Genomic DNA, 25,575 nt, shown 5'->3' on the forward strand with positions numbered 1-25,575 from the left:
TGTGCCGAAATCCTAAACCCTCTTGCCCTCAGTATTGTATGGTTTGTTATTTCCTAAAAAACTGTAGGTAAAGGATGAGCGAGAAACGGTCATGAGGTTGCTTCATGGCCATCTCTTTTATGCTACATGTCGTATCTGGTCAAGCCTGGCTGCTAATGACTTGGAAAGGGCAGTCGCGTACATCTATGAGGACTCACCGACCTACGCGATTGCCTTTTACAACTTTTGGATTGGGATGTTTTAGCCCAATTCGAGGTACATTGCGTCCTTCAACGGGAAATCGTGATGCTCTTTTTTCATGCTGCCCACAATATACGAAAAACTAAACAGCTTCGATCGTAAACCCCCGCCGCAAGATCTCCATCTCACTCCATGCCCAAAGCTCTTTCGCGAGTGCGTGGTCCAATGCTTTTTTCTTCAACGCCTGGCGCTTTCCACCTTCATAGTAATACCCGCCGTTCACCAATTCACGGGTCGAAGCCAAGTAAATGCTCGTTTGTGCGCCTTCCCGTGCTGTTTTCAGAAAAGGACGCAGGACATCATGAATCGTTTGACCGAACCCCGTGTCGCGATTTACTCCGATTTCTGTGCTTGTAGCGCCCGGATGCACACTCACGGCATTGACAAAACTTGTTTTCAAACGCCTCGCCAATTCAATCGTAAACAAGACATTGGCAAGCTTTGAGCGTGCATACCCTTTCCAGATCCCAAACGCCTCTAAATGCGGATCTGCAAAATCAATCGCTCCCCATTTGTAAGCACCGGAAGAAAGGGTGATAATGCGTGCGTTATCCTCCCCATTAAGTAAAGGCAACAGCTTGGTTGTTAAATAAAAATGACCAATATGGTTGACGCCGAGCATTTTTTCAAAACTGTCTTCGGTGCTTTCCCGTTTAACTGTTACAACTCCGGCGTTATTGATAAGCGCATAAAGATGCCCGTGTTTTTCCCGATACGTTTGGGCAAAGGCGTGGACGCTCGTAAGGGAAGCCAAATCACAGTGCTCCACATCCAGATGGGCGTGCGGAATGCGCTTGAGAATATCCGCTTTTGCGTCTTCTCCCCGCCGTACGTTCCGACTCGCTATCGTCACTTGTGCGCCCCTCGCCGCCAATACTTCTGCTGTTTCTTTTCCAATCCCTCCACTCGCTCCGGTAATAATGATTTTTTTGCCTTGCACTGAAAAGTTTCCCCCGCTATCATAAGATGATAGATTCATTTTATCGCAACCTTTCTGGGAGGATCTCAATGTTCACGAAAGCGCGTCAATTGCTACACACCTATTATGGTTATGATGATTTTCGCCCCGGTCAAGAAGCGATCATAGGTTCCATTTTTAACGAGAAGCACACAATGGGGATTATGCCTACCGGGGGTGGGAAATCCGTTTGTTATCAACTGCCGTCGCTCGTTTTGGATGGACTGACGATCGTCATTTCACCGTTGATTGCCTTAATGAAAGACCAAGTCGACGAAATTCAGGAACTCGGCATTTCTGCCACCTATTTGAATAGTTCCCTGTCCTTTGAAGATATGCAGGAGAGGTTACGTGATGTACAGGCAGGAAAATATTCCTTGTTATACTTGGCGCCGGAACGTTTAACTGCGCCTCATTTTTTGGCTCGTATCCAATCCATGCCGATCTCGCTGGTTGCCATTGATGAAGCGCATTGCTTATCTCAATGGGGCCATGATTTTCGTCCGAGTTATCTTGATATCCCTCATTTTATCAATCAACTGCAATCCGATCCAGTGATTTTAGCTCTCACGGCAACGGCAACGCCGACGGTAGCTGATGATGTATGCAAATCACTTGGGATTCCGGAAGTAAACATCGTAAAAACCGGGTTTGCGCGCGATAATCTCACGTTCTCTGTCATTAAAGGACAGGACCGGGATGCGTACATACAAAATTATATTGAAAAAAATCAAAACGAATCGGGCATTATTTACGCGACAACAAGAAAAGAAGTGGAACGAATCGCCCAACGTTTAAAGGCGAAAGGATTCAATGCCGCTTATTACCATGGGGGCATGGAAGCAAACGCCCGTGTCGAAAGCCAAGAAGCATTCGTTTACGACGAAATTAACGTGATGGTGGCAACAAACGCTTTCGGGATGGGCATTAACAAATCGAACGTTCACTATGTGATTCATGCACAAATCCCGAGGACGATGGAAGCGTATTATCAAGAAGCGGGGAGAGCAGGGCGAGATGGCGAAAACAGCGATTGCATTTTGTTATTTTCCCCTCAAGATATCCAAATTCAGCAATACTTGCTCGAACAATCCCAGCTTGATGAATCCAGAAAAACGAACGAATTCCGTAAACTACGGGAAATGGTCAATTACTGCCACACCGAATCCTGCCTGCAAGCCTACATTCTTGACTATTTTGGCGAAGAAAACCCTTCCGATTGCAAACGATGTTTGCATTGTACGGATGAGCGCAATGTCATTGACGTGACCAAAGACGCACAAATGGTGTTATCATGCATTAAACGAATGAAAGAAAGGTTTGGGAAAACGATCATTGCTCAGGTGCTTACAGGATCCGGCAATCAAAAAATACAAGATTTGCGATTTGACCAATTGTCTACCTATGGCCTCATGAAAGGGGAGTCCCAAAAAGCGGTTGTCGCATTCATTGATTTTTTAACCGCTCATCGGTATTTAGCGCTTACGCAAGGGCAGTATCCTGTCTTGCAACTAAGCGATAAGGCGGTTGCGATTCTCAAAGGGGAACAAAAAGTAATGAAAAAAGAGGATGCAGCAGCCAAAGCACAAGCCACGGATGACGATCCTCTCTTTCATCGTTTGCGGGAGCTGAGAACCGCACTCGCAAAGAAACATAGAATAGCCCCTTATATGGTGTTTTCCGATCAAACCCTAAGAGAAATATCCGGCAAAAAGCCCACGACAAAAGCAGGCATGCTTGCCATCAAAGGGATTGGCGAACATAAATGCGAAGTGTACGGAGAAGCGTTTTTGGAGGAGATTCATAGGGAGGTCTAGGGAGCATAAAGCGCCGCATTATCAAAAGGATAATGCGGCTAGTTGTTTACAAGATTACGCCTGCAAAAGTCCCCGTCAATACTTTGGTTTCATCTTGATTGAAACAGACAAATGATGCGGAAATGGATGTTCTTCCGTTTTCTTTTTGTTTTAACTCATCGATTGTTACTTCACACCGTATCGTGTCTCCTGTATAAACAGGTTTTCTAAAATCAAACGTCATGTTCCTCGCGAGCACATTGTTGTCTCCGCCAATTTTTGTCGGCAACGTTGCGGTCAACAGCCCTTGAATGACGAGTCTCCCTTGCTCGTCAGGAATAACGTGGTGCGAACCTTCATCCAACGATAATTTAGTAAATAACTCCACATCCTCATTTGTAAATGAACGTTCAAAAGTAATCACTTCACCCAATTTCAGTGGCAATATAATCCCTCCTTCGCAGGAATTAGTCGCAAGTCATAACGGCTTCGAAAAAGGGGTCAACACTAAAATAAATGGTTGATATTCGTAATGAAATATGGGAAAAACACTAGCGGTCACTACCAATCATAATTGCTCCTAGTTTGTCAGCCGTAGATTTTGGTGAAGAGCCCGAAAAAGAATCCCTTATTCTTTTTCAGCAACTTCCCGAACAAAACAATCGCTGTATTCAGGAACGGCAAAATGGTGAGCGAGAAACGATCGGTACGGATCCTCATAATAATTGTTTTGTTTGGCAAGGCGTTTCAGGTGCTTGGCAATTCCCATGATTTCAGAATCCAGCAACATTGGGGCCATATCCAAATTTCTTTGTAAATAAAATACTTCACGATAAATGAGATCCTCGATGGACGTCCCTTCCTCTAATAAGCGGATAATTTTCTGTTCACGCTTTTCGATGATCGCTAAATACCGCCGGAGCGCTTCCTCGTACTCCGAACGCGAAAAGGTTCCTTTATGGTGAAACGTCACATAGTAGTCGGCGTCGATATCCAACGTTCTTTCACCCGAAGTGATGAAATCGTCAATGTCCGAATCGGCGTTGTTGTACCACGGGCCGAAAGAGGTTAAATCATAGTCGCCCACGACGAGCACCCCTTCCTCGGGAAAGTAAGGGCAACAATAGCTTTCGCAATGCCCGGGGGTATAGAGCATTTGCACGTTTTGCCCCGCAATCGTCATCGGTGTTTCATAGGGGTAGCGTTTTTTCTCTCTTGTCAATACATCTTGATACGGTGGCGTGTTCTTGTTGTTTTCGATCCACTTTTCAACAGCGCTATTCCCTTTTAACGCATACATCCCCATTGCCTTGGCAAGTGCTCCCAAGTCGTTCAATTTATGTTCGTCAACGGCATTCACCCACATCGTAGCCTCCGGGAAATGGGGAACGCCTTTGATATGGTCAATATGATAATGGGTGATAAAGATGTCTTGAATGTTGTAAGACGCATGGATATAAGCATATCCTTCTTTTCCTGTGCCAATATCTACAAGTGCATCCTTTTCCCCGTTTTTCCCCTTAACAACAATACTTGTGGAATAGGGGACTTTACTGTTTCGCCTTCCTTTGACCAATTCCAGGTTCCCGATTTTATCTATGTCCATCTGTTTTGTTCCTCCTATTCTGAATGATGATTCAGTATGTGGCAATAAGATGATTGTACCGTTTCTTGAAGGTTTCGTAAATATGATACGTGATGATTCGACCGAACAATAAGGCAGAATAGCATACATATACGAAGGATTTTCATCCTAAAGCCTGGAAGCTCGCGCCCATCCACAAGTGGAAGAACTAATAAGCAAATCGGATCTGCTTATTAGTATTGGTATACATTTTCGTAACGAATGATTGGACGTTGCCAATTTCAAAAAATCATGTCAATATCGGTGTAAATCCAAATGCGTTTAACCGTAATCTCGAAACGTTATACCTATGCAGAAGAAGTGAAGGCCGCCGTTTGTTCGACGATTCCGGATATGGAATTTTGCGATACCTTCAAGAAGCATCGTATGGCGAGCGCACATCCGTTGATCTGAAAAATCCGGACTTCGTTATGATGGCAAAATCGATGGGATTTGAATCCGAAAAAGTTGGAACGAGACCTGCGGTGAACTCCAAAGGTGACTCAGGTGCCGGTTAGAGACCCTTTTAGCGGTTTTCCCCCGCTGTTCAGGTGCTAATTGTATGATTAGTGACCCTTCGAGCGTGTTTTATGCCTCTGTTCGGGTCCTAACCCGCAATTGTACGCCTTCATTCGAGTGTTACATGTGGAAAAACCGCCGGCACGTATGCCTAGCGGTCTCGAGCAGGGATCGGATAAGTCCTGAAGCTCGGGTTTGGGGGGATAATGGTGCCGAATGGCAAATTCGTCCGCAAATATAACAAAATAATGCATTTTTAACATGTTCTCCATCTGCAATTGGGGTAACGAAGCGTCGCGGTTGTTTAAGTTAACGAAACGGATAAAATTGGATAATCGTTGCACCTGTTCTATATGCCATAGCTCACAAGAAGCCTCTATCTATCATTTTGAATATTTTTCCCCTTCCATGCATATAGTAGAAGACAGGAGGGGGAATGCAAATGACGCGACTGTCACGTGTAGAGATGCGTCGCCTGTTGATAGACTTATGCGGGATTCCCAGACCATTTCTGGAAAACATGGACACGGAGACCATTCAAAAACTGTTTGAAGAACGGCTGGGCAGCCTGGAAAAAGAAGCATAGACACGAAAGAACGCGCCTGTAGGTGGCGTTCTTTTTTCTTTTCGCTTAAGCTAGAAGGCAAACGGAATTCCTGAAGGGTGATAGCCATGATAGACATTCAAATCGACTTTAATCGCGAAGCGCCCCTGTACTTTCGCGACCCCGTTTCCATTATCCAAACGGAGCAACCAAAAGAGGTAGAAGCATGTATAAGAAAAGTCCAATCTGCCGTCGGGGAAGGGTTTTATGCCGCGGGGTATATATCATACGAAGCGGCCAAAGGTCTGCGGCCGGAACTTTCCGTTGTTAGCGGACATAAAATGCCCCTCGTTTGGTTTGGCATTTTTGAAAAAACGAGCCCGCCACCTGATATGATGACACAATCTTATCATCTCTCGGATTGGGCGTTTTCGACGAGCGCGCCGGATTACAAAAACAATGTCGAGGACATTCGCCAGTCCATTGCAAGAGGAGAAACCTATCAAGTGAATTATACGATGCGCATGGAAGCTCGCTTTCAAGGACATGCTCGCACCTTGTATGAGCGTTTAAAGCCATCCCAACAAGGGATTTATAGTGCGTTTTTGAATACAGGACAACAGCAAATCTTGTCCGTGTCTCCGGAGCTTTTCTTTCAAAAAAAGGGGAATCACTTGCGAACGAAGCCAATGAAAGGCACGATCGCCCGCGGCGCTACGAAACAAGAAGACGAGCGTCTGTATAAAGAACTGCGGCATTCAAAAAAAGATCAGGCGGAAAACGTCATGATCGTCGACTTGCTCCGCAATGACTTGGGGATGATTGCCGATACGGGTACTGTCCATACGACAGATCTTTTTGCCATCGAAGCTTATCCAACTGTTTGGCAAATGACTTCGACGATAGACGCTGAACTAAAGCGAGGGATTGACTTCGTTGAAATATTTCGTGCTCTATTTCCGTGCGGCTCTATAACAGGCGCACCGAAAAAAGAGACGATGAAAAAAATTGCGGCGTTGGAGCGTGATTCCCGTGACGTCTACTGTGGGGCCATCGGTTATATAACCCCAACAGGGGACAGTGTGTTCAACGTTGCCATCCGTACAGCAATCGTTGACTCCGTGAAACAGAAAATTACATACGGCACAGGCGGTGGTATTACCTGGGATTCAAGTCCGCAAGGAGAGTATGAAGAGGCAGTGCTGAAAAGTAAAATCGTGGCTGACATGAGGACTGATTTTTCTTTGTTGGAAAGTTTACGTTTGGAAGGTGGGCATTATCCGTTTTTCGAGCGGCACTGTCAGCGCATGCAAACGTCTGCTGATGTTTTTCATTGGTCATTTTCCGTGGAAAAAATGCGTGATGTTCTGCTTTCTTTTGCCCGAAAACATCCGAACGGGACCTATAAGGTTCGGTTGCTTTATCACTCGGAACGAGGGTTTTCTATCGAAGGGACTCAGATTCAAGAGATGAGCAAACCTGTCGTCGTGGAGTTATCCCCGGTAGCGATTGCCAAGAACGAGCCGTTTTCTTTTCATAAAACGACGTCTCGAGACGTTTTCAATGCGCTTCGTTCCCGGGCATCAGCCGATGTCTTTGATATTTTGCTCTATAATGACAAGGATGAACTTCTCGAATTTACGATCGGCAACCTCGTGCTCGAAATCGATGGGGCATACGTGACTCCGCCTGTATACCTCGGTTTGTTGCCAGGGGTCTATCGGCAGTATCTTTTCGAGCAGGACATCGTCAAGGAGCATGTGCTTTCGATTGTGGATTTGGAAAAAGCCAATCGCGTCTGGCTGATTAACAGTGTGCGCGGGTGGGTGGAAGTTTCGCTGAAAAATCGCCGATAAAACGATCACATAATCTACAAACAAGCGTTCTAATATGCTATACTATGAAAAAGAGGGGGGAGAACATGAGACAAAAACAAGACCTCCAAAGTTTGATCGCAGCACTTAAAGAAGATGAACATATCGCCCATTGGCATGAACAACCGGAAAAGGAAGCCAAATACGCGGCGTTCCCTTCCACATTAAACGAAACGTTGGCCCGTACGCTCGGCAAACGGGGAATCGAAGCACTATATACCCATCAACGTTCCGCTTATGATGAAGTGGAGGCCGAAAAGAATATTGTGACGGTTACGCCGACTGCTTCCGGAAAAACGCTCTGTTATAATTTGCCTGTCTTGAATGCAATCACAGAAGACCCTGAAGCGCGTGCCATCTATCTATTTCCGACAAAAGCGCTTGCCCAGGACCAGAAGAGCGAAATGGCGGAATGGATTGAAGCGGCCGATTTGAATGTTAATAGCTACACATACGACGGAGACACGGCGCCTGCCATCCGGCAAAAGATTCGCCACGCCGGCCATATCGTCATGACAAATCCCGATATGCTGCATACCTCGATTTTGCCCCATCATACGAAGTGGGTGTCTTTATTTGAGAAGTTGCGCTTTATTGTCATTGATGAGTTGCACACCTATCGGGGCGTGTTTGGAAGTCACGTGGCGAACGTCATACGGCGTCTCTTGCGTCTGGCTCATTATTATGGGAGCGATCCTCAATTTATTGCGACATCAGCAACGATCCGCAATCCGCGAGAATTGGCCGAACAATTAACCGGAAGCTCATTTTCCCTCATCGACAACAACGGTGCGCCGCAGGGGAAAAAACATCTCGCCCTGTACAATCCGCCGGTCGTCAATCAATCGTTAAATGTACGACGCAACGTCTCTAAAGAAGTACGTACACTCGCTAAAAGGTTTCTTGAAGCGGAGGTTCAAATCATCGTCTTCGCCCGTAGCCGCGTACGTGTGGAAGTTATCTATAGCGATTTGCAAGCGTTAATCAAGGATGACTACGGCCCTGCCTCCATTCGCGCGTACCGCGGCGGTTACCTCCCGAACGAACGGAGAGCCATCGAACGCGGATTGCGGGAAGGGGACATCCGCGGCGTCGTCAGTACGAATGCCCTTGAATTGGGGATGGACATCGGACAACTCCAGGTGTGCTTACTTACAGGGTATCCGGGCTCGGTTTCCAGCCTTTGGCAACAAGCCGGCCGCGCCGGACGCCGTCAGGAAGAATCTCTCGTCATTATGGTCGCAGGATCAACCCCTATTGACCAATACGTGATGCAGCATCCGGAATATATTTTGTCTTCTCCAGTGGAAGAGGCGAGAATCGAACCGAACAACTTGATTATTTTAATCGATCACCTGAAATGTGCCGCTTATGAATTACCATTTAAGGTAGGAGACACCTTTGGCGGCATCGACATCAGCGACATGATGAATTATCTCGCCGAGGAACGTGTCGTCCACAAGCGCAAAGAATCCTGGTATTGGATGAGCCAAGCTTTCCCGGCCCATAATGTGAGTCTTCGCTCGGCTTCCCAAGAAAATATCGTCATTATTGACACGACAATTACGGGCAGTGCAAAGGTCATCGGCGAAATGGATCGTTTTAGTGCTATGACGTTGCTCCATGAAGAAGCGATTTATCTTCACCAGGGACAGCAATACCAAGTGGAAACGCTGGACTGGGAGGAAAAAAAGGCATACGTTCGGCTTGTCGAGGTCGAATATTTTACCGACGCGAGCCTAAATGTGAAATTAACCGTCATTGAAAAAGACGAGAGCAAACACCGTGAACATCATCACGTTGCGTTCGGCGATGTGGCGGTGACGATTATGCCTTCCATTTTTAAGAAAATAAAGCTCTCGACGTATGAAAATATCGGCTCAGGGCCGATTCATCTTCCGCAGGAAGAAATCCATACCGCAGGCACATGGATGGATTTTGACGAAACATGGCTGCAAACATTTGGCGAGCAACGTTTCGAACGTATGCTTGTGTCTTTTTCCCAAGTGGTTCATCACCTGGGCGCGGTTATTACGATGAGTGACAAGAGTGATCTTCATGTTGCGGCGCAAATAAAAGCCGATCATTCCCAAATGCCGGCGATTTTTATTTATGATCATTACCCGGGCGGCATTGGACTTGCTTCCCAATTGTATAAGCGCATGGACGAGCTGATTGAGCGAAGCGCCAAATTGATTCACGACTGTCCCTGTAGCGACGGATGCCCGGTTTGTATCGGAACGAGTGAACAACAAGGGCTTAAAAACGACGTCCAGCAATGGTTAGTGTCATTGTCGGAAAAACAAACAAGGAACGTGTAGGCCATGGATATTCAGAAAAAGTTGCAACGGCTTAAACCGCATATGAATCGTTCCCATCCGGTCGAAACCGTGCCGGAGGAGCAGGATGTGCCTGAACAAAAGTGGCATGCCTTTCAATGTGATGTTTTACCTTTTGAAGATGGTTACGCGGTTCGACGGCGCAGGCGCTACCCTCTTTCCCATATGCATGGGATACATCCCTTTAAAGAACTACAGAGAACAGTTGCCGCCTGGAAAGAAGCCGGTATTGAAGGGCACCCGCTCGCTCCCGGGAAAGAACTTGAGGCGGAAGACCTCGTATTTCTCGATACGGAAACGACCGGGCTCAGCCATGGGGCGGGCAATATGATTTTCATGATCGGGACGGCACAGCTAAGCGAAGAGGAGATCATCGTCGATCAATTTTTCTTGCCGGGACCGGAACATGAAATCGCGTTTTACCACCATTTTTTAATGAACAAAACGTCCTTGCACGCCCTCGTGACCTATAATGGCAAAGCGTTCGATTGGCCACAGCTAAAAACGCGGCACACGTTACTGCGCGAAGAACTGCCAACGTTGCCTGCTTTTGGGCATTTCGATCTTTTGCACGCGGCCAGACGCTTGTTTAAGCATGAGTTGGCTTCATGTCGTTTAAACATCGTGGAAGAAGAGATTCTCGGATTTGTAAGAGATGACGATATACCGGGTTATTTGGCCCCCATGTTTTATCAGGATTTCCTCTCCGAAGGAGAACCATCCTATATCGAAGGTGTATTTCACCATAACGAGCAAGATTTATTATCGCTCATTAGCCTATACATCAAACTTTCGGGAAGGGTTCTGAATGGGGGGACGACAGCCAAAGAAACCTATGAAATCGCTCGCTGGTGGCGGGATACGAAGCACTATGCACGTGCAATGGATACGTACGCCGAAGTAAACGATCAAAACGATTGGTATGAACATGCTCTTTACGAACGAGGCCATCTTCTTAAGAAAACAAACCGGCATGCCGACAGTATTGATCTTTTCCAAAAGGTTTGGGCCATGCAAGGACGCTTGGCCCCTAACGCAGCAGAGGCGCTCGCGATCTGGTACGAACACCATAAAAAAGATTACGTCCGCGCCTATTATTACAGCAAGCGCGGGCAGGCAAAAACTCAAAATCGGGATGCAAAAAGCGATGCATGGGAACATCGGCTGGAGAGGTTGAGAAGGAAATTGGGAAATGAAGCTGCATTTCCGGGGTGATTATTTCCCGGGGAAGCGCATAATTCGCTAAAATAATGATTTTGTATGTGAAATTATCGCGACTGCTGTCAATGTATCGGAGATTTTTCAGTGAAAGCGCCTATAAAAAATAGGTGCTTGCATTATTCCTCCAATCACCTATTCCTCATAAGTTATTAGTAGCCCTAAAATAAAGGAGGAATTGGTGTAATGGGTTATAATAATTTCAATAATAATCATCATTGCGGCAATAACCATTCGCAAATGAAACCGATGCAGCATTGCCAGCAAAAACCGGTTGTTTTGCCTGCCGTCGTCCATCCGCCGAAATGCAACGTCACACACAGCAAGCAGGAATATGTTGTGCCTGAAGTGCATCCGTCGCACACTACGCATGTTCACAATGACGTCTACAAACACGTACACAGTTATCCACACAGTCAGGATCAAGTTGCCGATGCGCACTCAGAGCATTTTCATTGCCCGCCGAAGCAACAACACGGGTATGGGCAACAGTGTAATCGTCCTTGGTAGTTCATTGGCTGACTTTGATATGAACGTTGTCTCTCCCATTCCTGGTTTCCCATATACCCGGCAGATTGATTTTCTGCCGGGATTATTATATGGCATCAACAGCAAATTGACATTTCCCGCGTCTTCTGAAAAAATAAGGATAAGATTGAGAATACTAGCGCGGGGTGTGTACGATGCCAGCAAACGTTCAATTAGAAGCAAAAGAGATCCTTGAAAAAGAATTTAAGACGAGCATGAAAGGTTATAACAAAGAAGAAGTAGATCAATTCTTAGATACGGTCATCCAAGACTATGAACGATTTCGGGAACAGGTTGACAAGTTGGAGAAGGAAGTAGAGCAATTGCGCAAAATGCAATCATCAACCCTTACCCAACGCTCCCAACGCTCGCAAACGGAACCGGTGGAAGAAGCCCCGGCAACGAGCCGGGCATCGGCTGCGGATCCATCAGCGGCCGGGTCAACCAATTATGATATATTAAAGCGTATTTCCAATCTGGAAAAAGAAGTGTTTGGGAAGAAACTATCTGAATGACGACCGCCCAAGTGGTTCATGTCTATGTCGATGCAGCTTGTAACGGGGATCCCGGTACATGCGGATACGGCCTTTTTATGAAGCATCCAAGTGGGCAAGTGGAAAGAGAAATGGAAGTTTCACAGTTAACGCATATCCACGAAGCGGAATTTGCGGCTCTTTATGAAGGGTTGAAATGGGCGAGACGTTTTGGCTATCATCAAGGTCGCTTTTTCACGGATTCGCAACTTGTTTTTGATGCAGTGAATCAGGGAGCGGTGAAACGCTCCCGTTACAAGCATTTTCTGGATGAAATTTTACTATTAAGTGCCGACTTTTCCCTGTTCATCGTGGATTGGCTCCCCACGCGTGCAAACAAAGAAGCCGATCGTTTGGCAAAAAAGGCTTGTTTTTATTCATGACCCCATGTTGCATAAATAGGCAAAGCGCGTTATAATACAGCTTGGTACACGCTGAAAATGTTCGGGCAATCGCTCTGTTCATCCTGGACAGAGAGGAAAGTCCATGCTCGCACAACCTTAAAGGGTTGTAACGATCGTGCCTGACGAAACCATAAGTCAGGGCAGTCCGGCCATCCGGGCTGACGGCGCAAGGGACACCTACGTTCTTTTTTAGGAATACGGTTATCCTTCTGAAAGTGCCACAGTGACGAAGTCTTCGTGGAAACGCGAAGAGTGGAACGCGGTAAACCCCGCGAGCGAGTAACCCAAAATTATGGTAGGGGCACTTTCCCTGTTGGAAACGGCAGGGAGAGGCGATTGATTCGCAGATAGATGATTGCCATCGCCGTGCAAGGTGAACAGCCGCAGCACGTCGATACAGAACATGGCTTACAGAACGTTTTCAGCCTCTGGGAGGACCCCGTATACGGGGTTTTTTGCTTATAGGATGGATTTCCTTGCATCTAGCTTTGACAACACCAACGAAAAATGCTTATGTGCCAGTCTTTTTCCGTTATTAAGCAGTCCCTACATAAATTGGCGAAAAGCCAAGTTTTCTAATAAATATGGACATGAAAGGATTCAATTCATGGGAGCATATACATATATTGCAACGGCAACGATGGGACTTGAAAGCCTCGTTGCCAAAGAAGTGCAAAAGCTCGGATACGAAACGACGGTTGAAAACGGAAAAGTGATGTTTGAAGGGGACGAAAAGGCTCTTTGCCGGGCAAATCTTTGGTTAAGGACGGCAGATCGGGTGAAACTTAAAATCGGGGGCTTCACTGCGACATCTTTTGATGAATTGTTTGAGGGAACGAAGGCCTTGCCGTGGGAAGCAATTATCCCCGTCTACGGCACTTTTCCCGTTGTCGGACGCTCGGTGAAATCCCAACTTTACAGCGTCCCCGATTGTCAACGAATCGTGAAAAAAGCGGTTGTGGAGCGTTTGAAACAAACGTATAACCAATCATGGTTTAATGAAGATGGCCCTCTTTTTAAAATTGAGGTCGCGCTGTTAAAAGATGAAGTCACTCTTACGATCGACACGACAGGAGACGGGTTGCATAAGCGGGGATACCGGCGCCTGCATGGCGAAGCACCGCTAAAAGAAACGTTGGCTACTGCCATGATTCAATTAACGAATTGGCAACCCGATTCCGATATGGCATTCCTTGACCCTTTCTGCGGTTCCGGAACGATTCCGATTGAAGCCGCGCTGATGGCTAAAAACATCGCTCCCGGCTTGGAACGGGGGTTTCAGTCTGAGCAATGGCCGTTGATTGACGAAAAGACATGGGCAGAGGCGAGGGAAGAAGCCCGTGACCTTGCCCGAAACACGATTCGCCCCGCCATATACGGAAGCGATCGGAATCGAGAAATGACAGCACTTGCCGCTGAGAATGCAACGCTCGCAGGCGTTAAAGAGATTGAGTGGAGAACGAAAAACGTGAAAGACCTTCAGCGCTTGGCCGAACGCGGAGCACTAGTTTGCAACCCTCCTTATGGGACGAGACTGGAGGAGAAGGATACCATTCGTACCCTTTATGAAACCCTCGGCCGTGTGAGCACGAATTATTTTCAAGGTTGGTCCGTGTACGTACTTACCGCAAACGAACAGTTTGAACAATTTTATGGACAGAAGGCCACAAAAAAACGAAAGTTGTTTAACGGAAACATAAAAACCGACTATTATCAGTTTTGGGCGAAAAGATAACCTGTTTCACAATGTTCGTATAAGCGTCACAGGACGTGGTTGTCAAAGTTAGATGCAAGGAAATCCATCCTATAAGCAAAAAAATCCTTGCACTTCTGGCAACGTACGGAGGGATGACGCTGCAATGACGAAGACAACAAAACGGACGCGTCAAGCCCCCGCAGCGCCGGTTTTGCGCGAAGAGGCTTGGCCGTTCGTCCGCGGAAAGCGAAGCCATGGAAGCGCCATCCCGGCTTCAACTGATAGCTGCAAGTTGTTCAGCAATCCATAATTATTCACTTATATCAACCATAGATTTTGGTGAAGACCCTAATTTTTAACAGGAAAAATTGCATGTATAATCTAACAGCTCTGTGCGTACAATAGCTTTGTTACCACTATTGTAAGGGGAGGAAAAATTGTTGTACGCACAGCTTTGTTTTAAAGAACGTTCGCATACTTACGCGCAAATCACACGCATCCAATCCGCTATCAAGCACACGGAAGAACAACTGCACCACTTGCCTGCACTCGAAAATGACGAAAGGGAAAAAGTGAAAGCGGCTGTGTATGACGCGTACCTTCGCACTGATAAAGCGCTTTACTATGAACTGGAAATCAACCAAAAAGGATGACTGTCGTTTTTCGGCAGTTTTTTTGTTTGGCAACGAATAGGAGCGGGTAGGGGAATGAAGTGAAGAGGCAGGTGATAGTAGTAAATGATTACATTCAACGATATATCGAAAACGTTTCCCGGAAAAATCGAAGCGGTAAAAAACCTTCATTTCCAAGTGGAAAAAGGAGAATTTTTTGCCCTCATCGGACCGAGCGGTTGCGGGAAAACAACGAGCGTAAAGATGATCAATCGCCTCGTGGAACCGACAGAGGGGGGCATTTCCATCGATGGAAAAGACATTCGTGATTTTAATCGCCAGGAACTGCGGTGGAATATCGGATATGTGCTGCAACAAATCGGGCTGTTCCCGACGATGACGGTTTCGGAAAATATAGCGGTCGTTCCGGAGATGAAAAAATGGGGGAAAAAGGAAACAAGAAAACGAATCGATGAATTGTTGGAAATGGTCGGATTAAACCCGGATACATATCGAAACCGTCGGCCGGATGAGCTTTCCGGCGGCGAACAACAGCGGGTAGGCGTGATACGAGCGTTGGCCGGGGATCCTGATATTTTGCTTATGGACGAGCCTTTCAGTGCACTTGACCCAATCAGTCGCGAACACTTGCAAAAAGACGTCGCCAAACTTCAGGAGAACATAAAGAAAACCATCGTTTTTGTCACCCATGACATCGAAGAGGCGATGCTGCTTGCTGATCGCATATGTTTGATGAGAGAAGGGGAGGCTGTACAAATTGGAACTCCATCGGAACTTCGACACTCGCCCGCGGACACGTTTGTCAAAAAGTTTATCGGCGATCGTGGCTTGGATGTATGGAACACGCCAATATCAGAAGTGATGGAAACCAACAGCATGCATATGGTCGGAGAGACGATGATTCATGTGCCAACTTCCCCTGCGCCATTATATGTATTTGGCGATCAACGGCGTTTTCTCGGCCGTTTGGACCCGTCGGGAAACGTTACGACCCATGCCCCTATGATTTCCCCGGAGCTCCCTTTGCATGAAGTTGTCCCTGCCGTGGAAGCCTCCGATTTCGATGCGCTTCCCGTTGTTGATAATGACAAACTCATTGGTATATTGAGTTACCGAAGCATTGTCACATACATCCACGCCAACCGAACGGAAGCGGGGGGATTATTATGACAGATGCAATACGGGAGCTTTTATACCTATTCGCCGATCAACAAGAATCACTTGTAGAATCGCTCTGGGAACATGTGCAAATGTCTTTGATTTCCCTTTTATGCGCAATTCTCATTGCCGTTCCCCTCGGTATTTTCCTTACGCGCACACGACGGCTCGCCGAACCGGTCATTGGCGTTGCAGCTATCCTGCAGACAATCCCGAGCCTTGCGCTCCTCGGATTTATGATTATTTTTTTCGGGATCGGAACGGTGCCTGCCATTATCGCGCTTACCGCATATGCGCTTCTTCCGATACTCCGCAATACATACACGGGCATTCGCGAAATTGATCCGTCCATTAAGGAAGCGGCTACCGGAATGGGGATGAGTCCCGCGAGAAGACTTCGAAAAGTGGAATTGCCGATGGCAATGCCGGTTGTAATGGCAGGGATTCGCACATCAATGGTCCTGATCATCGGCACAGCCACATTGGCAGCCTTAATCGGTGCAGGCGGTCTTGGTGATTTGATTATGACCGGCATCCAGCGGGCGGATCAATCCTATATACTACTCGGGGCAATCCCAGCCGCGATATTAGCCTTACTGTTTGATTTTGTCTTACGGTGGACGGAAAAGGCAAAGCGTTCATTTATGACGTTCTCGATCGTTATGGGAGCTGCTTTCTTGATTGTGATTGCGCCGGCCATCGTGTCCACACAGCAAGAGGACATCGTTGTTGGCGGAAAACTTGATGCCGAACCGGAGATATTGGCCAATATGTACAAACGCTTGATCGAAAAAAATACTGATTTAAGTGTCGATGTACAGGCAGGGCTGGGCGGTACAGACATCGTGTTCGATGCCCTTCTTGTCGGAGATATCGACATTTATCCGGAATTCACGGGGACCGCTTATGTGGATCTTTTAGAGGAAGATCCATCGGGCATGAACGAAGAAGAAGTGTATGAAGCGACAAAAGAGGGAATAGAAGAAGCATACAATGTCATTTATCTCGATCCCATGGCTTACAATAATACGTATGCGTTAGCGGTAAGCGAAACCATCGGGGAAGAATATGAACTAGAGACGGTGTCTGATTTGGAATCCTATCAACATGCGTTGACTGCCGGTTTTACTTTTGAGTTTCTCGACCGGCCCGATGACGGGTATGAATCTGTTGTTGATACGTACGGGTTTGAATTGGCCGACGTGAATGGCCTCGATCCCGGACTTCGTTCGCAAGCCGTTGAAGAAGGGGAAGTGGAAGTCATCGATGCCTATTCCACAGATGCTTATCTCGTTGAATATGATATGATTGTTTTGGAGGATGATGAGGAATTATTCCCACCATATCAAGGAGCGCCTTTAATGCGAGAGGACGTTTTGCATGAGCATCCTGAATTGGAAGAGATTTTAAACACGCTCGCCGGGGAAATTAGCGATGAAGACATGCAAGAAATGAATTACCTCGTGGATTATGAGGATGCGAACCCGGAAGAAGTCGCGGAAGACTATTTACAAGAAAACGGGTTTTTGCAATAAGCGCAAGGAGGAACGACGATGACAACAATTTCTAATCCGTCTCAAGAAGAAATCGGCCAAATATTAAAGGATGCCAAACGCATTGCTGTTGTCGGTTTATCCGATAACCCAGAGCGCACGTCTCACGAAGTTTCAAAAGTGATGCAAGAAGCAGGTTATGAAATTATTCCCGTCAATCCTAAAGTGGATGAAGTTCTTGGGGAAAAAGCGGTTTCCTCGCTTAGTGAAATCGAGGAACCGATTGATATTGTGAATGTGTTTCGACGCAGCGAATTTGTGCCGGCCATTGCCGAAGAAGCCGCGCAAACGGATGCAAATGTTTTTTGGACGCAACTTGGCGTCGTCAACAAGGAAGGGTATACAATAGCAAAAAATAGCGGTAAAATCGTTGTGATGGACCGATGCATTAAAGTGGAGCATCGTTTGACGCAGTGAGGAATGATTGCCGTAGCTACCAGAATATAATGGGGACGCGCAATTTTGTGTTCCCATTTGCCTTTATTTGAGCCGTTGGAGCAAAACCGTGCAGCTGTTTGTTACGGTTTTTTTTGTTGTTGAAAAAAAAGCTGAGTTGACAGTTTCGAAAAGCATTGTCAAAATCAGTGTAAGACAAACGCATTGATGAACATACGGATGTTTCAGCGATCCGCTATGCAAAAAAGTTTTCACATCAACACGCGCAGCACTTGAAAACATATGTTCTATGCTTTATTGTAGATAAGAGATAATTAGATCGAAAGTTGGTACATACGGGAAAGGGGTCTCGGACATTCGTGGACGACATCAAACACACACTCGAGTATAATGACGACGCCATTCAAGTGCTTGAAGGCTTGGAGGCTGTGCGAAAAAGACCCGGCATGTATGTCGGAAGCACCGATACACGCGGGTTGCATCATCTCATTGATGAAATTGTCGATAATGCCGTTGACGAGGCAATGGCCGGTTTCGGTGAACATATAGAGGTCACCTTGCATAGGGACGGAAGTGTTTCCGTAAGCGATGAAGGCCGCGGCATGCCCGTCGGAACACATCGGACAGGGCGGCCGACGCCTGAAGTGGTCATGACGGTACTGCATGCCGGCGGAAAATTCGGGCAAGGCGGCTATGCGACGAGCGGAGGACTCCATGGTGTGGGCGCTTCCGTTGTGAACGCGTTATCTTCCTGGCTCCATTTAACGATTTACCGGGATGGCCATCGCTATGAACAACGATTTGAAAATGGCGGCGTACCTGTCACAACGCTTGAAAAGAAAGGAAAAACGAAGAAAACAGGGACGCTCGTGCGTTTTCAACCGGATCCGAAAGTGTTTCAAGCCGTTTCCTTCCACAATGAGACATTGGCCGAGCGCTTGCGGGAAGCCGCGTTTCTTTTGGGCGGAACAGCGATTACCTTTACGGATGAACGAAGTGATCCAACACAAAGTGAAACATTCCAATATGAAACGGGACTTGAAGCTTTTGTTTCCTACTTGAACGAAGATAAAGAAACCTTGCATGAAGTCATTTCCTTCGATAGCTCCAATCAAGATATACATGTCACGTTTGCCTTTCAATTTAATGATGGGTACACCGAGAATATTTTATCCTTCGTGAATCACGTTCGCACAAGAGATGGAGGAACGCACGAGTTTGGGATGAAAACCGCCCTCACGCGTGCGTTGAACGAACATGCCCGGAAGCTGCAAATGATCAAGCCAAAAGATAAAAACTTGGACGGAAACGACATTCGTGAAGGGTTAACGGCGGTGTTATCCGTACATATTCCGGAGGCACTTTTGCAATTCGAGGGACAAACGAAAAGCAAACTGGGAACACCGGAAGCCCGTTCCGCCATCGACGCCTTTCTCTCGGATAAACTTGGGTATTTTTTTGAAGAAAGCCCGAAATTGAGCACGATGTTGATCCAAAAAGCCATCAAAGCCCAACAAGTCCGGGAGGCGGCGCGGAAAGCGCGAGAAGAGGCAAGAAGCGGCAAAAAGTCAAGGAAAAAAGAGGCTCTGCTGAGCGGAAAACTAACCCCCGCCCAATCCAAAAACCCGCAGCGAAATGAACTTTATCTCGTGGAAGGGGATTCCGCTGGGGGCTCTGCAAAGGAAGGGAGAGATCGTAAATTCCAGGCGGTTCTTCCCCTGCGCGGCAAAGTGATTAATACCGAAAAAGCGAAGCTCGACGACATCATGAAAAACGAAGAAATCCGCACGATCATCTACGCGATCGGAGCAGGTGCTGGGACGGATTTTTCCTTTGAAGATTGTAACTATGATAAAGTTGTGATCATGACGGATGCAGATACGGATGGTGCGCACATTCAAGTGTTGTTGCTGACGTTTTTTTACCGTTATATGCGACCGCTCGTGGAAGCGGGCAAAGTGTTCATTGCCTTGCCTCCCTTATACAAAGTGGAAAAAGGCAGCGGCGCAAAACGAAAAATGGAGTATGCGTGGGATGAAGAAGGTTTAAACGCGGCGATCAAAACCGTTGGGAAAGGGTACACGATTCAAAGGTACAAAGGTCTCGGCGAGATGAACCCGATCCAGTTATGGGAAACGACAATGAACCCGGATGGGCGCACGCTCATTCGCGTAAACGTTGAAGACCTTGCCAGGGCGGATAAACGCGTATCAACCTTAATGGGAGACAAAGTGGAGCCGAGACGGAAGTGGATCGAATCCAACGTTGCCTTCGGACTTGATGAAGAAACAAATATTATGGACAACGAGCAAATGTTGTTTGCGGAAGGAGAGGAAGACTACCGTGACTGAAGCTGAAAAATATTTGGACCTCCCGTTGGAAGAGGTCATTGGAGACCGGTTCGGCCGCTATAGCAAGTACATTATTCAGGAACGGGCTCTTCCGGATGCAAAAGATGGATTGAAACCTGTACAACGCCGGATTCTTTACGCCATGGTAAGAGACAACAATACCGCTGACAAACCTTTTCGCAAGGCGGCCAAAACGGTCGGGAATGTGATTGGCAACTATCACCCACATGGTGATTCTTCGGTTTACGAAGCATTGGTGCGCATGAGCCAACCCTGGAAAATTCGCCATGGCCTCGTGGAGATGCAAGGAAATAACGGCTCCATTGATGGGGACCCGCCGGCAGCTATGCGGTATACGGAAACCCGCATCTCTGCTTTAGCTCAAGAAATGCTTCGCGATATCGGGAAAGAGACGGTCGAGTTCATTCCGAATTTTGATGATACCGACGAAGAACCGGTCGTTCTGCCCGCTTATTTTCCAAATTTGCTCGTCAACGGATCCACCGGCATTTCTTCGGGCTATGCCACCGACATCCCTCCCCACAATCTTGGCGAGGTAACCGATGCGGCCATTCATTTGCTTGACCGGCCGGATTGCTCCCTCGAAGAAATTCTGTCCTTTATAAAAGGACCGGATTTTCCGGGTGGAGGAACCGTTCAAGGGACGCAAAACCTCAAGCAAGCCTATGAAACGGGCAAAGGGAAAGTCGTCGTACGGGGCACCGCGAACATCGAAACGTTGCGGGGCGGGAAGGAACAAATTGTCATTAGCGAGATTCCATATGAAGTGGTTAAGGCAGCCCTCGTGAAACGCATGGATGAAATTCGCTTTGATAAAAAAATTGATGGCATTGCGGAAGTTCGCGACGACACCGACCGCACCGGTTTGCAAATCGTTGTGGAGTTAAAAAAAGAAGCAGATGCACAAAGCATTTTGCATTACTTGTATAAGCATACGGACCTGCAAGTCACCTATCACTTGAACATGGTCGCGATCGCCGATAAAGCTCCGAAATTAATGGGATTAAAAGCATTATTATCCGCCTATATTGACCATCAAAAAGAAGTCGTAATTAATCGTAGCCGATATGAACTGGACCAAGCGACGAAGCGGCAACATATTGTGGAAGGGTTAATGAAAGCGGTCAGTGTGCTGGATGAACTTATCGCCCTTATCCGCCAATCGAAAGACAAGGCGGACGCGAAGCGAAATATCACCAACGCTTTCGGTTTCACCGACGTGCAAGCGGAGGCGATCGTAAATTTGCAGCTTTACCGTTTAACCAATACAGACGTTGCAACATTGGAGGAAGAAGCGGAAGCGTTAAAACAAACGATTCAACGCTTGAATGAAATTTTGGGAAGCTCTAAAAAGCTCGTCCAAACAATTAAAAAAGAATTAAAACAAATGAAGAAAAAATATGCGGATGACCGCCGAACAGTGATCGAAGAAAAGGTTGAAGAACTGAAAGTGGACATGCAAGTGATGGTCCCTGCCGAGGAAGTGATCGTAACGGTCTCCAGGGAGGGGTATGTTAAGCGCACGAGCCCACGTTCCTACAGTGCATCTATTGATGAGCGTCCGGGGATGAAAGACACGGATGACTTGCTATTTTTCGAGGAGATGAATACGACGGACACGTTACTGCTGTTCACTACACAAGGCCGTTATGTCTATATTCCCGTTCATCAACTCCCGGATATTCGCTGGAAAGACGACGGACAACATATCAGTAACCTTGTAACCCTTGCTGCGAATGACGGCATCGTACGCGCGATTCCGGTTCGTTCTTTCGATGAAGACCGTTACTTGATTTTCTTTACGAAAAACGGAATGGCCAAACGGTCGATGTTAAGCGATTATCAGGCACAGCGCTTCTCCAATGCGCTGGTCGCACTTAAGCTCAAGGAAGGGGATACGCTTCTTGATGTCGGACTTACGGATGGTTCCGGCGACATCTTTTTTGCCACGAAACAAGGGTATGGCCTTCGGTTTTCGGAATCGGATATTAATATTGTCGGGCAACGAGCTGCCGGCGTGAAAGGCATTGCGCTAAAAGACGGAGACGAAGCCGTGTCTGCGTTCGCTGTGCCTGCTGAGAATGCTGCATCCCTTTTTTCCGTTTCCCACCGGGGAGCAATAAAAAAGATGACGTGGGATCAATTCCCGAGAAGTTCCCGCGCGAAACGAGGCCTTACGATGTTGCGAGAGTTAAAAACGAATCCTCATACGTTAGTCTCCGTTATCCCTGCAGATGTGAATGATACGTTGATGGTAAAAACCGAGGATAATAGCATCCATGCGATTCCGGCATCCGGGGTTCGCCATTATGACCGTTATCAGACGGGGAGCTACGTGATCGATACGGATGCGTCCGGAATCGTTCGCAATGTGTGGGCATACATCGATCACGAACGGCCAACAGAATGAAAAGGAGTCTACGATTATGAAAGGCGGCACCCATCTCGTTGGCGCTCTAGCGGCTGCGGCGGCTTATGATATCCTCGCCCCCGAAACGCTCCCGTCTATTGAAGGGGGATGGGACGCTGCTGTTTTTTTTAGCGCCTCTCTCTTGGGGGGGCTACTTCCTGATATCTGCCATCCACAATCGAAAATAGGAAGACGTGCCTCTTTTTTTTCATGGTTGATAAAACGAATCTTCGGACACCGCACCTTTACTCATAGCTTAATATTCCTTGTCCTCATCGCTGTACTCACAGGCATGATCCCGGGCACAATCGGAGTGATGATCCAATACGGGACCTTTATCGGGATGGCAAGCCATTACCTCCTCGATATGCTAACGTCCCGGGGCATTCAGCTTTTTTATCCCATTGATGTAACGATACGTTTCCCGTTTCATACCCGAACCGGTTCTTGGCTCGGGGAGGGAAGTGTAAACGTTCTCTGCATCGCTTGGGTCACGTATTATGGGATGTTGATGCTCGGAATTTGACGTAACACTTTGGCTCTTTAATTTGATATTGCGCTTTCCCGCAGGAGTCTCCGTCCGCGAGCTGATTATGAATCCCACATTTCAGCCATTGATTTTGGTGTTAATCCAACATTTTTTACACAATCATTGGTTTGTGATTGTTCGGGAGGGGCTTTTGTCTTATAATAGAGGTCGTATGAAAGGCTTTAGATGTATATTTGAAGGAGCGTTCTATGCGGCATTTTTTTCGTGTTATCATTCTAGTCGCCATTTTTGCAGCTTCGTCTTTATTTTTGTTTTCCTCTCAAATGATTGAAGAAACCGCAACGGAATTATCGGAGAAGAACGGAGGATCAGTGAAGAGATCCTTGATTACACCGATGGGGTCCAATGCTGTTCAGACAGAGGCAGAAGCGGCGATTCTTTTAGACGGCGATACAGGCAATGTCCTTTGGCAAAAAAATGCAACTGAACCGTTGCCGCCGGCAAGCATGTCAAAAGTGATGACGATGTATTTGATCTTGGAATCGCTTGAAAACGAAGAGATGGATGTCGAAGACGATGTGAATATTAGCGAAGTTGCCGAAGCAACCGGAGGAGCCAGTATCTATCTCCAGGAAGGATCTGTTTTGTCGGTTGCGGATCTTTTTCAGGCAATAGCGATTGTCTCTGCCAACGATGCCTCGGTGGCGCTGGCTGAATATGTGGCCGGGAGCGAGGAAGCTTTTATCGAGCGCATGAACGAAAAGGCAAGAGAACTAGGGATGTCTCAAGATGCAAACTTCATCAATGCCAGCGGCATGCCTCATGAAACATTCAATTATGAATCCAAAATGACAGCCTTGGATACGGCATTGCTCGGTTATCATTTGCTCCATGATTATCCGGACATCATAAGTCTTACAAAACAACCGACGTTAAGCCTCTCATATAGAAACCAGGTATTGCCAAACACCAATGAACTCTTGGCGAGTGAAGAAGTGGAGACCACTATAGATGGGAAGGATATCGATCAGTCTTCAAATTTTCCCGAAGTGGATGGATTAAAAACAGGCTATACCCGTGGGGCAGGATACTCATTCATCGGCACTTCCGAACAACACGGAAAACGATTAATCGCCGTTGTTATGCGTACCGACTCTGTTGAGGATCGTTTTGAAGAAACGCAAAAGATATTGAAAGCCGGATTTGAACATGTACATAACGACCTTAGGGCTGAGCGTGATTAATCCCCGCGAAAAACGTATTTCCCAAACGTTATTCCGGAATCGCGGGGGGTTGTAATTATGTAAAGTTGAGATATGAAACCAAAGGAGAGATGACTTGAGAGGGCATATTCGACAGGGAAGATGGTATAATTTTGAAAAATCTCCCGTTACGAAAATGTCGAAATATTGAAGCTTTTGGATTGTGATTCGGAAAGTGACATGCGAAAAAACGTACCAAACAGGGGAGGCAATGAGATCAACGGGATAGGGGGATATCAATGCATAACCGCTTTTTTGAAAACAAAACGACCAATATGATGCCCACTAAAGTAATCGGCATCGGTTGGGATGTAGGAGGATGGATGGGGAACAACCACGGGATTGCAATTTGTGTGTGGGACCGGATAACCAATACCGTTGATTGGATAGGTGTGCCGAACGAAATCGCGATCCCAAGCAGCGGGATATCATTTCATCATTTAATACATGCGGTTGATCCTACTTTCACGTTTGACAAGCATAGCCTACTTATCATTGGCATCGATGCCCCACTTGGTTACCCGAAGACATTCACGCGGTTCATTAACGGAGAATCAATATCGCTAGAAAAACCGGATAGAGAAATAGAAAATCCTCTTGCTTATCGCTATACTGATCAAGTGATTTATGAAAAGTTTGGAAAAAAACCGCTATCTGCTACTTTTGACCGGATTGGAAATAACTCGACCGTCGCAATATATCACGCAAGGAAGTGGCAAAAAGAGAACAACTTCAAGGTTTATCCAATGGGCAAACCGGATAAAGAAGATCAAAAAATGATGATTGAAGTGTATCCTGCATTGGTGAAAGCATCGAAAACGTCGGAAGCAGACACATTTTTAAATAAATATTTACCCTCCAATGTCCAGCCGGGAACAGACGCCTACGATGCTTGTATTTGTGCCCTTTATGCCATTGCTTTCGGCACAAACGGCTTGTTATTGCCTGCGCTGGCACACCCTTCGGAGCATGCAAAAAAACTGGCGAAAGAAGAAGGATGGATTTATTATCTCGAAAAGAGGTGACAGG

The 25,575-nt window shown here is 46.8% G+C and carries 23 protein-coding genes and 1 other RNA gene; 21 read left to right on the forward strand and 3 right to left on the reverse strand.

Annotation, left to right across the window (positions count from 1 at the left end; all coding sequences use genetic code 11):
• Window positions 1-322: 322 nt before the first annotated feature.
• Window positions 323-1,180, reverse strand: a complete 858-nt coding sequence (locus HUG20_RS08855; RefSeq protein ID WP_200090160.1) for an SDR family oxidoreductase — start codon at window positions 1,178-1,180, stop codon at window positions 323-325.
• A 68-nt stretch (window positions 1,181-1,248) separates the two neighbouring features.
• Here HUG20_RS08855 and recQ point away from each other — a divergent pair, with 68 nt between their 5' ends.
• The gene (gene recQ / locus HUG20_RS08860) at window positions 1,249-3,015 is read left to right on the forward strand and encodes a DNA helicase RecQ (RefSeq protein WP_200090161.1); all 1,767 of its coding nucleotides are present in this window, start codon (window positions 1,249-1,251) and stop codon (window positions 3,013-3,015) included.
• Between the two features lie 46 nt (window positions 3,016-3,061).
• Here recQ and HUG20_RS08865 read toward each other — a convergent pair whose 3' ends face one another.
• Together HUG20_RS08865 and HUG20_RS08870 are read right to left on the reverse strand one after the other, a co-directional pair.
• A complete protein-coding gene (locus HUG20_RS08865) occupies window positions 3,062-3,439 on the reverse strand; it encodes an FAS1-like dehydratase domain-containing protein (RefSeq protein ID WP_200090162.1) in 378 nt (125 codons plus the stop codon).
• A 183-nt stretch (window positions 3,440-3,622) separates the two neighbouring features.
• Window positions 3,623-4,600 carry an MBL fold metallo-hydrolase gene (locus tag HUG20_RS08870; RefSeq protein WP_200090163.1) on the reverse strand — a complete coding sequence of 326 codons (978 nt, stop codon included), beginning with the start codon at window positions 4,598-4,600 and terminating at the stop codon, window positions 3,623-3,625.
• A gap of 251 nt (window positions 4,601-4,851) precedes the next feature.
• Between HUG20_RS08870 and HUG20_RS08875 the strand changes: the two genes are divergently transcribed.
• The 20 genes from HUG20_RS08875 to HUG20_RS08970 all read left to right on the forward strand — a co-directional run bounded on the left by HUG20_RS08875 (window position 4,852) and on the right by HUG20_RS08970 (window position 25,571).
• Window positions 4,852-5,136 carry a thiamine pyrophosphate-dependent enzyme gene (locus HUG20_RS08875; RefSeq protein WP_200090164.1) on the forward strand — a complete coding sequence of 95 codons (285 nt, stop codon included), beginning with the start codon at window positions 4,852-4,854 and terminating at the stop codon, window positions 5,134-5,136.
• Window positions 5,137-5,579: 443 nt separating this feature from the next.
• Window positions 5,580-5,723: a hypothetical protein gene (locus HUG20_RS08880; RefSeq protein WP_200090165.1), complete on the forward strand. Its 144-nt coding sequence runs from the start codon at window positions 5,580-5,582 to the stop codon at window positions 5,721-5,723.
• 86 nt (window positions 5,724-5,809) lie between these two features.
• On the forward strand, window positions 5,810-7,537 hold the full coding sequence (gene pabB, locus HUG20_RS08885) for an aminodeoxychorismate synthase component I (RefSeq protein WP_200090166.1): 1,728 nt from the start codon (window positions 5,810-5,812) through the stop codon (window positions 7,535-7,537).
• Window positions 7,538-7,602: 65 nt separating this feature from the next.
• Window positions 7,603-9,876 (forward strand): DEAD/DEAH box helicase, encoded by a 2,274-nt coding sequence (locus HUG20_RS08890; RefSeq protein WP_200090167.1) that lies wholly within the window; start codon window positions 7,603-7,605, stop codon window positions 9,874-9,876.
• Window positions 9,877-9,879: 3 nt separating this feature from the next.
• Window positions 9,880-11,109: a ribonuclease H-like domain-containing protein gene (locus tag HUG20_RS08895; protein WP_200090168.1), complete on the forward strand. Its 1,230-nt coding sequence runs from the start codon at window positions 9,880-9,882 to the stop codon at window positions 11,107-11,109.
• A gap of 189 nt (window positions 11,110-11,298) precedes the next feature.
• Window positions 11,299-11,622 carry a CotD family spore coat protein gene (locus tag HUG20_RS08900; protein WP_246476594.1) on the forward strand — a complete coding sequence of 108 codons (324 nt, stop codon included), beginning with the start codon at window positions 11,299-11,301 and terminating at the stop codon, window positions 11,620-11,622.
• A 173-nt stretch (window positions 11,623-11,795) separates the two neighbouring features.
• Window positions 11,796-12,155, forward strand: coding sequence for a cell division regulator GpsB (gpsB, locus tag HUG20_RS08905; RefSeq protein WP_200090169.1), 360 nt, complete (start codon window positions 11,796-11,798; stop codon window positions 12,153-12,155).
• Window positions 12,152-12,556, forward strand: coding sequence for a ribonuclease HI family protein (locus HUG20_RS08910; RefSeq protein ID WP_200090170.1), 405 nt, complete (start codon window positions 12,152-12,154; stop codon window positions 12,554-12,556). The genes gpsB and HUG20_RS08910 overlap by 4 nt, the downstream gene beginning before the upstream one ends.
• A 57-nt stretch (window positions 12,557-12,613) precedes the next feature.
• Window positions 12,614-12,993, forward strand: an RNA gene (rnpB, locus tag HUG20_RS08915) — RNase P RNA component class B.
• A gap of 191 nt (window positions 12,994-13,184) precedes the next feature.
• The gene (locus HUG20_RS08920) at window positions 13,185-14,312 is read left to right on the forward strand and encodes a THUMP domain-containing class I SAM-dependent RNA methyltransferase (protein ID WP_200090171.1); all 1,128 of its coding nucleotides are present in this window, start codon (window positions 13,185-13,187) and stop codon (window positions 14,310-14,312) included.
• Between the two features lie 124 nt (window positions 14,313-14,436).
• Window positions 14,437-14,583: a hypothetical protein gene (locus HUG20_RS08925; protein WP_200090172.1), complete on the forward strand. Its 147-nt coding sequence runs from the start codon at window positions 14,437-14,439 to the stop codon at window positions 14,581-14,583.
• Window positions 14,584-14,713: 130 nt separating this feature from the next.
• A complete protein-coding gene (locus HUG20_RS08930) occupies window positions 14,714-14,926 on the forward strand; it encodes a hypothetical protein (RefSeq protein ID WP_200090173.1) in 213 nt (70 codons plus the stop codon).
• Window positions 14,927-15,010: 84 nt separating this feature from the next.
• Window positions 15,011-16,075, forward strand: a complete 1,065-nt coding sequence (locus HUG20_RS08935) for an ABC transporter ATP-binding protein (RefSeq protein WP_200090174.1) — start codon at window positions 15,011-15,013, stop codon at window positions 16,073-16,075.
• Window positions 16,072-17,598, forward strand: a complete 1,527-nt coding sequence (locus tag HUG20_RS08940; RefSeq protein WP_281392543.1) for an ABC transporter permease/substrate-binding protein — start codon at window positions 16,072-16,074, stop codon at window positions 17,596-17,598. The genes HUG20_RS08935 and HUG20_RS08940 overlap by 4 nt, the downstream gene beginning before the upstream one ends.
• 18 nt (window positions 17,599-17,616) lie before the next feature.
• Complete coding sequence (locus tag HUG20_RS08945; RefSeq protein WP_200090175.1) at window positions 17,617-18,033, forward strand: CoA-binding protein; 417 nt, start codon at window positions 17,617-17,619, stop codon at window positions 18,031-18,033.
• A gap of 338 nt (window positions 18,034-18,371) precedes the next feature.
• Window positions 18,372-20,363 carry a DNA topoisomerase IV subunit B gene (gene parE, locus HUG20_RS08950; RefSeq protein WP_281392544.1) on the forward strand — a complete coding sequence of 664 codons (1,992 nt, stop codon included), beginning with the start codon at window positions 18,372-18,374 and terminating at the stop codon, window positions 20,361-20,363.
• Window positions 20,356-22,794, forward strand: coding sequence for a DNA topoisomerase IV subunit A (gene parC, locus HUG20_RS08955; RefSeq protein ID WP_200090176.1), 2,439 nt, complete (start codon window positions 20,356-20,358; stop codon window positions 22,792-22,794). The genes parE and parC overlap by 8 nt, the downstream gene beginning before the upstream one ends.
• Window positions 22,795-22,810: 16 nt before the next feature.
• Window positions 22,811-23,320: a metal-dependent hydrolase gene (locus tag HUG20_RS08960; RefSeq protein ID WP_200090177.1), complete on the forward strand. Its 510-nt coding sequence runs from the start codon at window positions 22,811-22,813 to the stop codon at window positions 23,318-23,320.
• Between the two features lie 212 nt (window positions 23,321-23,532).
• A complete protein-coding gene (locus HUG20_RS08965) occupies window positions 23,533-24,528 on the forward strand; it encodes a D-alanyl-D-alanine carboxypeptidase family protein (RefSeq protein WP_200090178.1) in 996 nt (331 codons plus the stop codon).
• Between the two features lie 257 nt (window positions 24,529-24,785).
• On the forward strand, window positions 24,786-25,571 hold the full coding sequence (locus HUG20_RS08970; protein ID WP_200090179.1) for a DUF429 domain-containing protein: 786 nt from the start codon (window positions 24,786-24,788) through the stop codon (window positions 25,569-25,571).
• Window positions 25,572-25,575: the final 4 nt, after the last annotated feature.

Source organism: Salicibibacter cibi, from assembly GCF_016495865.1.
GTDB lineage: Bacteria > Bacillota > Bacilli > Bacillales > Marinococcaceae > Salicibibacter > Salicibibacter cibi.